Raw genomic sequence first — 14,069 nt, 5'->3', positions numbered from 1 at the left:
GTGGGTGGGCGATGCAGTATAAGGCTGCTTAGGCAATCACAGGTTGGTGCGATCGGTGAAGATGATCGGGCCGTTTTCGGTGATGGCGATGGTGTGCTCGGAATGAGCGCCACGGGAACCGTCTTCGGAGCGCAGCGTCCAGCCGTCCTTCGGATCCTGGTAGATCTCATCAGTGGTCTTCAGGAACCACGGTTCGATGGCGATGACCAGACCTTCACGCAGCTTGTAGCCGTGGTGAGCCTTGCCGTCATTCGGCACATGCGGGTCGCCGTGCATGATGTGGCCCACACCATGACCGCCGAATTCGAGGTTGATCGGGTAACCGTAGGTACGGGCAACGTCGCCGATGGTGCTGGAGATGTCACCAAGGCGGTTGCCCGGCTTGGCCACGTCGATGGCGGCGGCCAGCGCCTCTTCGGTGCACTTGATGAGTCGCAGGTCTTCCGGATCAGGATCCTTGCCGACCACGAAGCTCACTGCGGAGTCGGCAACCCAGCCGTCCACGGAGATGGCGAGGTCGAGAGAGACCAAATCGCCGTCCTTCAGGTTGTAGTCGTACGGAATGCCATGCAGCACGGCATCGTTGACGGACGTGCAGATGTAGTGGGCGAACGGACCGGTGCCGAAATCAGGAGCGTAATCCACGTAGCAGGATTCCGCACCCTTGCGATCGACAATCTTCTTGTGAACGAATTCGTCGATTTCCAGCAGATTGGTGCCGACCTTGGTGGTTTCCTGCAGTTCCTTCAAAATGCCGCCGACAAAACGGCCGGCAGGCTTCATTTCCTCGATTTCACGAGGGGTTTTCAGTTCGATCATGCCTGCCAGCCTACTCACAGCGCCCTACTTGCGCGGTTTTCCAAAGGTGAACGCGCGAATCATGGCCGTGATGCCCATCACTATCATCGCGCAACCGCCGAAGATAATCATGAAAACCGTGGAGCTTAACGGGCTCATCAGCACCACGAAACCGGCGATGATGGAGATAATGGCGTAGGCGATGGCCCAACCGGAGCGTGGGATGCGCCAGGATTCCACCAGCGCCATCACGCCTTCCATAATCCACCCGAAGCCCACCATCAAAGTGACGAGCAAGGCCAGAGTCTGGCCGGTCAAACCGTAATTGCGCACGACCACTACACCACCGAAGGTAAGCAGTATGCCTATGAGCACGTCCAGCACGCGCCAACCTCCTGGTAAGGCCGGCACCACCAAAGCGCTGACAATGCGCACCACGCCAGAAATCACAAAGTAGATGCCCAGTAGCAGTGCAGCCAACGCCAATGTTTTATTCGGCGAAATCAGCAGTGCAGCACCGAGGGCAATGGCGGCGACGCCTACTACGCCGTAAATCACGCGGATGGTGGACTTGGCGCGCTGCGGCAGCCATTCCTCGATCAGACGGAACGGGTTGAAGTCGCCGGCATACCAATTTGGCTGACCAGCAAAAGGATCGAAGTCCTGACCATCATCGGTATTGTTGGGCGTGGATGCATTGGGTTGGCCGTAGCCGCTATAAGGCTGCTGACCGTATGGTCCGTACTGACCATACGGCTGCCCGTTGGGATTGGTGGCATACGGACCGTAGTACGGGTTCTGGTTGGTCTGATTCGCGTTATTCTGCGGCGGGTATTGACCGCCGTGATTGGTGTCGTATGCGCCGTACTGAGGCTGCCCCGACTGCGAGGCATCCGGGTTCTGGTTGTTGAAATTCGGGTCGCTCATCATGGCTCCTTTCACTTCATGTTCCAGTCACCAATTTTAGACAAACTGCCTAATTCACACCATATGCACAGGTAGTCATGGTGTCTAATTATTGAGTTGCGAACTACGAAATAAGCCCACAGCCCAATACAGTGAGACGAACCCGCCACATCATGGTCTAGGCTGGAGGGCATGACTAACGAAACCGCAACAACGAAGTCGGGCATCGACCCATCATCGTTCTCATCCACCATCAAGCCGGTCAATGATCTGTTCCGTTATGTAAACGGACCGTGGATCGACACCTACCGGTTACCGGACGACCGTTCTCGCTACGGCTCTTTCGATAAGCTCGCCGAGGATGCCGAGAACCAAGTACGCGAGATCTTGGAGGATAGCGACTCCCCCGCCGCCAAATCTCAGGCGCTGTATCGTTCGTACCTCAACACTGAAGCCATTGAGGAAGCTGGACTTGACCCGATTCGCGACGAATTGGATCTGATTGATTCCGCCATCGATAAAGCCGCACTCACCCGCGTGCTCGGCACCATCAACCCTGCCGGCGGACCGGACCTGTTTGGCCTGGCCGTATATGGCGACCCTGGTAATCCCGATCTGAACATTGCACACATCGAACAGGGCGGCATCATGCTTCCCGACGAGGCCTACTACCGCGAAGATCATTACGCCCCCGTGCGTGAGGCATATGTGGCGATGGTGGCCGCGCAACTGGTAAACGCCGGTTATGCGCCCGCCGCCGAATCCAATGGCGGCGATGAACTGCCGCTATCCGCCGAAGACAGCAGCGACGAGGCACCGACAGTGACGCCGAGTGAAGCCGCACTGGCCATGGCCCGCCACTTCCTTGAAGTGGAGACCAAAATCGCCGCCAACCATTGGGATAATGTGGCCACTCGCGACTCGGTGAAAACGTACAACCCCACCGATTACGCTGACCTCGCCGCAACGCTGAGGAACTTCGATTTGGACTCCTGGATCGGCGCATGGCAATCCGCATATGATGCGACCACCGCCGCGAAGGTCCAGCCCATCGATTTCAAGTCCGTGTTCGCCCGCACGATCGTGCACGAGCCGAGCTTCCTAACCGGTCTTGACCAGTTCTGGGCTGATGCCGACTTGGCTGATCTCAAGCTTTGGGCCCGCGTACATGCCATCGTCGGCTCCGCCAGCATGCTTTCCCGTGTGTTCGACGCCACCAACTTCGACTTCTTCGGTAAGGTGCTTTCCGGCGCCAAGAAGCAGCGTGACCGCTGGAAGCGCGGCGTGAGCCTGGTCAACGGTATCTGCGGTGAAGACGTAGGTCAGGAATATGTGCGCCGCCACTTCCCGGAAAGCTCCAAGAAGCGTATGGAACAGCTTGTGGCGAACTTGATCGACGCCTATCGCGTGTCCATCACGAACTCCGATTGGCTGGGCGAGACCACCAAGGCCAAGGCTCTCGAAAAGCTTTCCAAGTTCACACCGAAGATCGGCTACACCAACCATTGGCGCGACTACTCCGCATTGGACGTTTCCGCTGATGCCGTGCTCGCCGACAACGCCAAGGCAGCCAACCTCTATGAGACCGGCTATCAGCTGGCTAAGGTGGGCAAGCCCGCCGACAAGGACGAATGGCTGATGAACCCGCAAACGGTGAACGCTTACTACGAGCCAAGCATGAACGTCATCGTGTTCCCGGCAGCCATCCTGCAACCTCCGTTCTTCGACCCCGAAGCCGATGACGCTGCTAATTATGGCGGCATCGGTGCCGTAATCGGCCACGAGATCGGCCACGGTTTCGACGATCAGGGCTCCCAGTACGATGGCGACGGCAAGCTCAACAACTGGTGGACCGACGAGGACCGCAAGAACTTCGAAGAACGCACCAAGGCGCTTATCGAGCAGTACAACGGTTTTGTGCCGCTGCAGCTGGCCGAAAAGTACGCCGATGAGCCGGATAAGGCTCCGCACGTCAACGGCGCTTTGACCATCGGCGAGAACATCGGCGACTTGGGCGGTGTGAACATCGCACTCAAGGCCTATGCGTTCGCACTCGGCAAGGCCGCAGGCACCATCACCAACGATGGCGACGAAAATGGCTCTCCAGCCGCCATCAAGGCGCTGCTGGACACTGCTCCCGAAATCGACTGCTTCACCGGATTGCAGCGTTTCTTCCTGAGCTATGCCTCCATCTGGCGCACCAAGAACCGCGATGAGCTGGCCGAGCAGTACCTGCAAATTGACCCGCACTCCCCCGCCGAATTCCGCACCAATGGCATCGTCAGCAATGTGGACCTGTTCTACGATGCGTTCGGCGTGCATGAGGACGACGCCATGTGGCTCGCACCTGAGCACCGCGTACACATCTGGTAGCACTATCGGTATTCTGCGGTGACTATCGCACTGAATCCAGTAACTGGTGGGGCGTAAATCCAAGGTTGATTTACGCCCCACCACCGTATTTCCTTATATTCCAGGGCTATTTTCAAAATCATCGTCAACTGGCGCATCCTGCCGCTGATTCGGTTCCTCCTCCGAACGAGTTTGGAGTGTGACGCCTTGAGCCGCGGTGTTTTCAGTTTTATTCTCCTGATTAGCACGCGGCACCTTGGTCAACGTGGTCGTCGCGTAGTTGAAATCGTGGCCGATGTTGCTGGCCTCGAGCACCATCCGACTGCGCGTCTCACCTTGCTCAGTTTTCCATTGTTCAGTGGTCAGCGTTCCAAGAACGATGAGCTTGTCCCCTTTGCGGATGGATTTGTGAGTGTTTACCGCCAACGCCCGAAAAGCTTTGACCGGAATCCAGCATGAGCCGAGATCCTTCCACTCCCCTGTAGACATGTCAAGACGCGATCTGTTCGATCCAACACGGAAATTCAGCACGGAAAAATTCGGCGTTTCCTTCAGTATGGGATCGGTCGCCACGAAACCGGTTATTGTAACCGTTGCCTGTTGTATTGCCATGATCAGTCCTTTCATTCATCACAATGCCGTGGACCGCCAAATCATCCGCTGTCATCATCGATCGGCGAATTTGGCGGTATCTCCACTGTGAGGCACAGCGGTTCAATAGCACAAGGGCGACTGGCAAATGTGGATACTGTGACGGGGTTTGCAGCGCTGTGGATAACTTTCGGTTATCCACAAGAACACAACAAAAACAAAAAAACGCCACCCTGCAGATAAGCAGGATGGCGTTCGTCACAGGCAGCTCAGCGCAAGCCTTTACAGACGCTCGAGCAGGGTCTTCACCGCTTCGTCGGCCGGCACGGCGACCTTGTTGTCACCATTGCGGTCACGAATCTCAATCGTGCCGTCGTTGACGAAGTCGCGGCCCACCACGGCGATGGTCGGCACACCGATGAGCTCGGCGTCCTTGAACTTCACGCCCGGAGAAACCTTCTTACGGTCATCGTAGATGACCTCGACACCGTTGGCTTCGAGCTCCTCGACCAGCTTCTCGGCACCGTCGAACGCCTTGGCGTCCTTACCGGTGGCCACCACATGCACCTGGGCCGGGGCGATCACGGACGGCCAGGCAAGGCCGGCCTCATCGTGATGCGTTTCGGCAACGCATGCGAGCACACGGGAAACGCCGATGCCATAGCAGCCCATCCACACCGGCACGGCCTTGCCGTTCTGGTCCAGAACCTTGAGGTCCAAAGCCTTGGAGTACTTCAGACCCAGCTGGAAGACCTGGCCGATCTCCACGCCGCGCTCGAAGCTCAGCGGGCCGGAGCCGTCCGGGCTCATGTCGCCGTGGCGAACCTCGACGGCCTCCACTACGCCGCTGGCCTCAAAGTCACGGCCGTACACCAGGTTGTAGTAATCGACCTCGTGCTCATCGGCACCGGTGAACCATGCGGAGCCCTTGACTACGTGGGCGTCCACGAAGTAACGCAGCGGTTCCTTGACGCCGGCAGCCTCAGCCTGCGGGCCAAGCACCATCGGTCCAATGTAGCCCGGCACAAGTTCGGGATGCTTCTTCAGGTCCTCTTCGGTAGCCTCTTCCAGCTCGGACGGAGCAAACTGCGCTTCGAGACGCTTCATATCGACCGTACGGTCTCCCGGCACACCGACGACAATCAGCTCGCGCCACGGTTCGTCATGCTCCTCATCCTCAGGATGCTTGACGGCGATGACCACGTTCTTAAGGATGTCGGAAGCGGCCCATTCGCGGCCATCGGTACGCGGATGGTCAGCATTCGCACGCTCAATCATCTTGTCGATGGTCTTGGCATCCGGCGTGCTTTCTTTAGTGGCGGCCGGAGTGTTGGAAGCGTCGATTTCCGGCAGTTCCGGAGTATGCAGAGCTTCGACGTTCCAAGCCTTGCCGGAAGGAGCCAGCGCGAAGGTATCCTCGCCAATAGGCATCGGAGCCAAGAACTCTTCGGATGCGGAGCCACCCATCGGGCCGGACATGGCGAACACCGGCACATACTTGAGGCCGATGCGCTGGAACACGCGCTCATAGGCGCCACGCTCATCCATGTATGCCTTACGCATGCCCTCTTCGTCCACGTTGAACGAATAGGCATCCTTCATCACGAATTCGCGGCCGCGGATCAGGCCGGCGCGCGGGCGGAATTCATCACGGTACTTGGTCTGGATCTGGTACAGGGTGACCGGCAAATCCTTGTAAGAGGAGTACATGTCCTTGACCAGGAGGGTGAACATCTCCTCATGGGTGGGAGCCAGCAGATAGTCGGCCTGATGACGGTCCTTCAGACGGAAGATGTTGTCGCCGTATTCCTCCCAGCGATGAGTGGCCTCATACGGTTCACGCGGCAGCAGAGCCGGGAAGTGCACTTCCTGGGCGCCGATGCCGGCCATCTCTTCACGGATAATGGCCTCAATCTTATTGAGCACGCGAAGGCCGAGCGGCAGCCAAGTCCAGATGCCGGGGGCGGCCTTGCGGATGTAGCCGGCACGCTGCAGCAGCTTCGCGGAATCAACGTCCGCGTCCGCCGGATCTTCGCGCAACGTGCGCAGGAACAAAGTAGACATACGAAGGGTATTGGAAGTCATAGGTTCCAAGATATTCGCGTGAACCGACAAGCCCGAATAGTCGCAACATTTACGCTTCACCATGCACTGCACCAAAATACAAATTTCGCACTGTTTTTTGTGGACTTCCCTATCTTGGCTTTCCCTATCCGCCATGCGAGAATTGTGGGTACGAAGGGGCAGGAGGGCACGATGACGCAGCCAACCGGGCATTGGGGAAACAAGCAGCAGGCACAATCACAAGTGCAGCCGCAACAGGTGCGGCCACAGCCGCGAATGCAATCGGCGCCGCCGGCATGGCAGCAGCACAATACACCATCGATGCAATCGATGCCGCAGTATTCACCATTCCAGCCGAATCCATATGTGCAGCCGAATCAGCCCAGTCAGCCGAATCAGCCCAGTCAGCCGAATCAACCCAAGCATTCCAGCATCCAAGTATTACTGCTGGTTCTTGGCGTAGCTCTCGTAACCATTGCCGTATTCGCATTTGCTTCGTTTGCCTATGGTTTGCTCGGCGACATCGGCCGCGCAGTATGCATCGGCGTCGTCGGCATCGCGGCACTGGTCATCGGCATGCTGCTCACCAAGCGTCTGCGCGTCACCGCTGAAGGTCTGACCTGGGCTGGTCTTGCGGCTCTTTCCATCGATGCCGTGCTCATTAGCGACATACCACCGATAGCACAGGCGATTCCCGAAGGTTATTTCTCAGGCATCATCATTCTTTGCATTACCGCTCTGGCGTATGCCCTGCGTGCGATGGCAACGCATATTCCGGAACGAAACACTCAGCCAATAGCGTCGCCCACATCGTCATTGTCGCTCAGAGCCACCACGCTGTACGCCATGTGCGCATTGCCGTTCGCATTCATGTCATTCATTTCAGCCATGCCCATCCCCAATCATGATGTGCAATGGGTGCTAGGGCTTTCCGTCGGCGCACTGGCATCCATAACGTTCGCCGCCATTGTGCGTGTTCCGCAGCAGGCCCGCTATGCCGATTTCGAATGGATGGCATCGATTATTGCGGCAATGGTTGCATTGGGCGTTGTTTCCGTATTTGGCTACACATCCATCGATGGCGCCGATCCGTTGTGGCTCACCGCTATCGCCGGTTTCATTCCTCCGGTGTTATGGACGGCGATTCTCGTCATACTGCATAAGAAGCCTGCCATTCACACAGGCAAGTTACTGCATCCGGCACATCGCATAGCGCCTGTGCTGGGATTCTTCTGGTCGTTGACGATTGCCGTGGAATCATTGTTACGCCACATCTTAAGCGATGTGATGAGCAACGACCAGGCTGCACGCACGATTGCTGACTTTGCTGCGATTGCCATTGCTGGTTTCGCTCTTATCGCTGCCACGTTGCTCATGCGTCGCAGCACAGCCATCAGCTCGCAGGAACGCATATCCGCCGCTGTTATGGGATCGTGGATGCTGCTGATTCTTATCGCCGGCGACTTTACGCACGGCAGCCCGTTGCCGATGGTGGCTTCCCTCGTGGGATATGTCATGATGCTCGCGATATGCGTTGTGTTCTGGATTATCGCAGCGCAAACGGCATATCAGCCGGCCACTGCCGTGCCGATCGTTCCACGCCCTGCGAGCACACAGACAGCACAGTTCGCATCATCGACATTTGCGCCATCGCCGTTCATTCCAGTACGAAGTACACAACCGCACCCGGAATCATTGCGCCCTCGTCCTTATCCCCCAGCGCCGGAACCAACGTTCCCGCAACCGCAAATCCGCACCATTCCACAACCGGTTGTCGCACAGCAACCACATGTCTCTTCAACATTGCAGACCTTGAAATTGCTTACCGCTGCACAAATCGTCGTGACCTGCTTTACCGCGGTCACTGGCATCGTGCTGCTGTTCCTGGCATGGACCGATCCGCAACCGTATGCGCCGGTGGATCTTATCGCCATGGTGTCGGGTGCGGCTACGCTGATTGTCGGCGTTCGTTGGCTGCAGGTCAAACCGACCGCACGCAGTTGGCCGACATTATGGCCGGCTTTGACGTTGCTTATGGTGCCATCGTTGCTGATCAGCTGCGTGGAGCCGCCTTCGCTGCCGCGTATGCTTGCCCTGTTTGCCATGTCACTGTGCGCATTGCTGCTGGGTGCCGCGTTGGGGCTGCAGGCGCCGCTGATCTATGGGACCGTGATTCTTGTCGTGCATCTGCTGATTGTGGTGTGGCCGTGGCTTGCCGAGTTCTCCCGCCATTATTGGTGGGCGTGGCTGCTCACCGGTGGCGTGATTCTCATTGCCGCCGCGGCACGGTATGAGGCGAGCCTCAAATCCGTGCGCACGTTGGCTTCGCGTATCAGTGATTTGCGCTAGTCGTTGCGATATCCCTTAGCGATGGACTCACCATCGCCCGGCGATAATCGTGCCGCATTCCGGACATCGCCCATCGGTACCGCTGAGTCGGTCATTGATGATGCGATACCAGTCACGTTCAATGAGTGCTGCATGGCATTGCGGATTCGGGCAATACGTGGTGTCACCTTCACGATTATGCACATTACCGGTGTATACGTAGTGCAATCCTTCGTTAAGTGCGATTTCGCGCGCCCGGGTCAGCGTTGCATGCGGAGTTGGTGGAACATCCTGCATTTTCCAAGCCGGATGGAATGCGGAGAAATGCAATGGCACATCAAGGCCGAGATGTTCACGAATCCATGTGCATTCGGCGTGCAGTTGGGCGTCGTCATCGTTGAGCCCAGGAATCAGCAATGTGGTGAGTTCCACCCATACATGATTGCCGTCTGGCGTGCGCGCCTCGTTCACCGCATAATCGATGGTGTCGAGTACATCCTGCAAATGCGTGCCGGTCACCTTCCAGTAGAAATCCTCGGTGAAGCCTTTCAGGTCGATGTTCGCCGCATCCATCGCCGCATAGAAATCCGGTCGCGCCTCGGCACTCATGTATCCAGCGGTAACCGCAATCGGATGAATGCCTCGTGCACGACAGGCTTCAGCCGTATCAATCGCATATTCGGCGAACACAATCGGATCATTGTAGGTGAACGCCACCGAATCGATGTCACGGTCCGCCGCCACTTGTGCAATCTTCTCCGGACTGGCCTCCACACCAAGCCTGTCGAAGTCACGGGCTTTGGAGATATCCCAGTTCTGGCAGAATCGACATCCGGAATTGCAGCCAGCCGTGCCGAAACTCAGCACACTGGAGCCTGGGTGGAAATGGTTGAGTGGCTTTTTCTCCACCGGGTCGATTGCGAATCCCGAGCTGCGACCGTAGGTATCCGAAACGATGACGCCATCATGATTCGATCGGACGAAGCAGAATCCACGCTGGCCGGGCTTCAGCACACAGCGGCGTGGGCAAAGTTCGCAGCGAGCGCGACGAGTGCCGTCATTGAATTTGGTTTGCCAGCGTCCGATGGCGGCAGGCGTCACTGTGGCGAGTCCTGCATCTGGTTCTGATGTCACTGCACTCTGCCCCGAGCGAGAAACCACCCTAGTGCTCGGCATATGCGGTCACCTCATATCGCTCACATTCGATTTCCCCATTATTCCAGTCAAGAGATGCTTGGATGCCGGCTTTAGCCAACAAATGCGAGACGAAATCATGCGGAGCCGGCAATTGCTCCCAGACTTGCGGCAGGAAGGTGGCGCTGCGGCCGTGTTGGTCAGTCAGGATAAGGCCATCCTTGCCGGGTTGCAATGCTTGCTCAAGTGCTGCTCGCGAGCGCACCGGCATCGGCATCGGCTTGCCCAGCACCGAGACTTCCACCTCAAGCAGTGGATATTCTTCCGGTGAGACAGGGAGAAATCGCGGATCGTGCGCAGCTGCGTCAACGGCATGGTCGGATACATCCTTGCCAAGCGAGCGATAGGTTTTCAACGTACCGATGCACCCGCGCAATTGGTCATGTTCGGTTAGCGTCACGAAGCTGGCACCGGGCTCATCCAGCCAAGGATTTTGCTCGATGATGGCGTCTGGCGTATTTCCCGGCTCGTTATCAATGCCAAGATGCTGGCGAATTGCCGCACGGGCGAGGTTCAGCAGCACACCACCGCGGTCTTCCGGTGTAGCGATGCCGGTATTCCGTGCAGTTTCATCGCCAATACCAGTATTCGTATTCTGCCACATGGCAAACGATGCATATCCAACCACAGGTTCATCCGGATCGTTCATATCCGAGCGCGGCTTGCCGGCGAGCGATACGACGCCGTCATCGCCGGAGGTACTGCGGCCAAGAAGTCGAAGGTCGAACTGTTCGGCTGCGAATGTGCGACAGGCTTCCCCCTCCTCATTAGATGTTTCACGTATCGTTTCACACTGTGCTGACTTGAGCCCATGTACCAGCACATCGAGCAACCCGTTAATCGGATATGCTCCACACGCTCTACGCGGATGAATCGGCATTCTCGAATGTGCGATGTTGCCTATCGTCTCATCATCCAATTGCCGCGCATAAGCCTCAGGATGATAATGCGACAAATCGGAGCTGATGATGATTACGGTTTCCGGGCCACCCCACAGCGCGCGCAGCACGTCACCTACTTCTTCAGGGCTTGCGTCCCCTGCATTCAGCGGCACAATGGTCAGATCCGGACCGAACACCGTCTGCAGAAACGGAACCTGCACCTCTACCGCATGTTCCTGCGCATGAGTGGGGTCATTAACGATGAGCACACTTGATGCCTTGCGCTCCGCATCCACATCCACCGGCACCGCACCCAACGGGGTTTCAAAGGCCACCGCATGCGAGCAGGCAACACCCCGAACAGGCACACGATGAGTCGGGCCTACAATCACCGCACGCTTTACCGTTCCACGCCCGCGTTCCAGCAATGCGTAGGCAAGCGCAGCAGTCGTACCGGAATAGACATATCCGGCATGCGGCACAATCACCGCTTTCGGCACTCCTGCAGGCAGCTGCGGCTCCAACTGTTTGAGCAGCGAGCGTCCATAATCGAGTTGCGTGTTAATCAGCTGCTTGAGCCGCGTTCTATCCGCCGGGTAGAACGCACCGGCCACCGCTGCCGGGCGCACATATCCTTGCCCAGTTGTGCCACCTTTATTGCCACGAACGTCACTGTTCTCATGGAATATATCGAAATGCACCATAACGACCACCCCCTACGCACCATGGTAGTCGTCGCAAATCATTCAGAACAAAGCTTCCTGGGCGAAGTCGTCGTCGGTATCGTCAAGTGCAGTGGAGGATGGTTTGAATGCGGTGGAGCCTTCCTGGGCGAGCTGATCAGCAGCTGCAGCAGAAGCTTCGCGTAAGGCACCATCGAGGACAACGGCATCCGGCGAAACCAGGAACATGCGCTCATTGACGCCGGCCAGATAAAGCCCGCCCAGCGATTCCACACGGGATAATGCCACGTATCCCATGCCGGGTGCGAAGGTCCGTCGCAGGTCCATGACCGCACGGTCAAGCGTCATGCCCTGGGACTTGTGAATGGTGATGCCCCATGCGCAACGCAACGGCACTTGCGAAACCGAAGCAAGCACAGTTTCGCCATCCATCATTTCCCAAGTGGCTGGCCTCATCGTCACAATATTGCCGTTCTCGAATTCCACAATCGGCCAGCCGCCCTTGGCCTCCGGAGCGAACGCGCGCACCGTGCCGAGCGAACCGTTGACGAACTGGCGATCGGCGTCGTTGCGCAGGGCCATGACCGCAGCACCGACTTTCAGCACCAGATGCTCCGGGGCAAGCATGTTTTTCTTAAGCCTGCTTACCAGATTCACCGGGCCTGCAGTTTCGGCGAAGAATTCATGTCTTTCATTTGGAATCTGCCGCAATCGCAAATCGTTCAGCCCATCGGCCTGGCGATTCACCGGGAACAAGTGCACTGCCACTTTGCCGGGTTCGGGCATGACTCCCAAACGAGTCACCAATACGTCACGGTCGTTTTGGGTTACGTTGCTTTCGCGGATATCGGTGAGCACGGTGAGCAAATCACCGGTATCTTGCCTGTGCTGTTCAGTCAGATAGCAGATGGCGGGGTTCAGTTCATCCCAAACCAGTGATTCGGTGACGAATCCTTCCGGATTCTTTCCAGCCTTGGCATACTGCTCACGGGATGCCACGAATTCCGGCGTCGGCGCAATCACATCATTGTTGCGACCGGACACCGAAACCGGTGGCAGTTGGAAGAAGTCACCGGACAGCACCACTTGGATGCCTCCGAAGGGCCTTGGATCCCGGCGAACGGCACGGCAAACCTGATCGACCATGTCGAACAGCCATGCGTGCAGCATGGACACCTCATCGATGACGAGGATGTCAGTGGCCTGAATCTTGCGTTTGCGACGGGTTTTGATGAGCTTCAACAGATTGGAGGTCAGGCTTGTGGCTACACCAATACCACTCCACGAATGAATGGTCTGCCCATTGATATGTGTGGAAGCTATGCCTGTGGATGCGGTGACGGCCACATCAGCGCCGTCAGCCCTGGCCTGCCGAATGAACTCGTTGAGCATGTAGGTCTTGCCGGCACCTGGAGCACCGGTAAGAAAAACATTGGCGCCAGCATTCAAAATGGCTAAGGCTTCGCTTTGACGCATAATCTCTCTTATTCCGGCTACTTATTCAGCAGGCTAGTGGCCACGATTTCAGCGGAAATCGCCTTAGCCTGAGCATCATCCGGGCCAGGGACCGGAGCCATGAACGCCTTGCGGTAGTAGCGCAGCTCATCGAGAGATTCGATGATGTCTGCGAGCGCACGGTGACCGCCGTTCTTCGGCGGGCGATTCTCGTACACGGCAGGATACCAACGGCGGGCGAGCTCCTTCAGCGTGCTCACGTCCACGCTGCGGTAGTGCAGGTGGCTCATCAGGTTCGGCATATAGTGGTCGAGGAACTTCTTGTCGGAGCCGATGGTGTTGCCGGCGAGTAGCGGCTTCACGCCTTCCGGAGTGAAACGCAGCACATAATCCGTGACCTTCTTCTCGGCTTCTTCGAGGCTCAGGCCGTTTTCCCACTCGTTGATTAGGCCGGAGCGGGTGTGCATGTTGCGCACGAAGTCGTTCATATGGTCCACAGCCTTCTGGCTCGGCTTAATGACGAAGTCGACGCCTTCATCCAACACGTTCAGGTCAAAATCAGTGGGGACCACGGACACCTCGACCAACTCGTCGCCGCCGAAGATATCCAGTCCAGTCATTTCGCAATCAATCCAGATCAGGCGCGAATCCTTGGCGCTGTATGTCTCTGCATCATGGCTATCGACCATGCCCATGCCTCTTTTCTTCATTTCACCCATTAATTAAGAACAGTTCAGACTATACCGCGACGCCTACATACTGCTTCCCGGTTTTCTTATTGCCTACTTTTCGCACGAAAAGTACTAAAAAGCTCCTT

General features: G+C 57.2%; 10 protein-coding genes. 2 read left to right on the top strand and 8 right to left on the bottom strand.

From position 1 onward, the window contains the following. Window positions 1–36: 36 nt before the first annotated feature. Together map and CSQ86_RS02855 are read right to left on the bottom strand one after the other, a co-directional pair. On the bottom strand, window positions 37–819 hold the full coding sequence (gene map, locus CSQ86_RS02860) for a type I methionyl aminopeptidase (RefSeq protein ID WP_033891369.1): 783 nt from the start codon (window positions 817–819) through the stop codon (window positions 37–39). Between the two features lie 24 nt (window positions 820–843). Further along, the gene (locus tag CSQ86_RS02855) at window positions 844–1,725 is read right to left on the bottom strand and encodes an HdeD family acid-resistance protein (protein ID WP_100493565.1); all 882 of its coding nucleotides are present in this window, start codon (window positions 1,723–1,725) and stop codon (window positions 844–846) included. A gap of 171 nt (window positions 1,726–1,896) precedes the next feature. On the opposite strand from CSQ86_RS02855, the gene CSQ86_RS02850 reads away from it, so the two are divergent. Then, window positions 1,897–4,077 (top strand): M13 family metallopeptidase, encoded by a 2,181-nt coding sequence (locus CSQ86_RS02850; RefSeq protein WP_100493564.1) that lies wholly within the window; start codon window positions 1,897–1,899, stop codon window positions 4,075–4,077. 93 nt (window positions 4,078–4,170) lie between these two features. Here CSQ86_RS02850 and CSQ86_RS02845 read toward each other — a convergent pair whose 3' ends face one another. Then, entirely contained in the window at window positions 4,171–4,668 is a 498-nt protein-coding gene (locus CSQ86_RS02845; RefSeq protein ID WP_100493563.1) for a single-stranded DNA-binding protein, read from the bottom strand. 261 nt (window positions 4,669–4,929) lie between these two features. Beyond that, complete coding sequence (locus tag CSQ86_RS02840) at window positions 4,930–6,732, bottom strand: proline--tRNA ligase (RefSeq protein ID WP_165773709.1); 1,803 nt, start codon at window positions 6,730–6,732, stop codon at window positions 4,930–4,932. A 171-nt stretch (window positions 6,733–6,903) separates the two neighbouring features. Here CSQ86_RS02840 and CSQ86_RS09885 point away from each other — a divergent pair, with 171 nt between their 5' ends. Beyond that, window positions 6,904–9,060 carry an SCO7613 C-terminal domain-containing membrane protein gene (locus tag CSQ86_RS09885; RefSeq protein WP_243387577.1) on the top strand — a complete coding sequence of 719 codons (2,157 nt, stop codon included), beginning with the start codon at window positions 6,904–6,906 and terminating at the stop codon, window positions 9,058–9,060. Between the two features lie 27 nt (window positions 9,061–9,087). Here the strand turns inward: CSQ86_RS09885 and amrS are convergent, their stop codons facing one another. Genes amrS through orn form a run of 4 tightly spaced genes read right to left on the bottom strand, consistent with a single transcriptional unit; the run spans window position 9,088 to window position 13,941 of the window. Then, window positions 9,088–10,173 (bottom strand): AmmeMemoRadiSam system radical SAM enzyme, encoded by a 1,086-nt coding sequence (gene amrS, locus CSQ86_RS02830; protein ID WP_243387575.1) that lies wholly within the window; start codon window positions 10,171–10,173, stop codon window positions 9,088–9,090. Window positions 10,174–10,201: 28 nt separating this feature from the next. Continuing rightward, window positions 10,202–11,818, bottom strand: coding sequence for an AmmeMemoRadiSam system protein B (amrB, locus tag CSQ86_RS02825; protein WP_100493561.1), 1,617 nt, complete (start codon window positions 11,816–11,818; stop codon window positions 10,202–10,204). Window positions 11,819–11,860: 42 nt separating this feature from the next. After that, window positions 11,861–13,273 carry a DEAD/DEAH box helicase gene (locus tag CSQ86_RS02820; protein ID WP_100493560.1) on the bottom strand — a complete coding sequence of 471 codons (1,413 nt, stop codon included), beginning with the start codon at window positions 13,271–13,273 and terminating at the stop codon, window positions 11,861–11,863. Between the two features lie 17 nt (window positions 13,274–13,290). Then, entirely contained in the window at window positions 13,291–13,941 is a 651-nt protein-coding gene (gene orn, locus CSQ86_RS02815; RefSeq protein ID WP_100493760.1) for an oligoribonuclease, read from the bottom strand. Window positions 13,942–14,069 lie beyond the last annotated feature (128 nt).

Source organism: Bifidobacterium felsineum (assembly GCF_002802915.1).
In the GTDB taxonomy this organism is placed as follows: domain Bacteria; phylum Actinomycetota; class Actinomycetes; order Actinomycetales; family Bifidobacteriaceae; genus Bifidobacterium; species Bifidobacterium felsineum.
The sequence above is the reverse complement of the archived record's forward strand: the minus strand, read 5'-3'. Positions and strand labels throughout refer to the sequence as shown.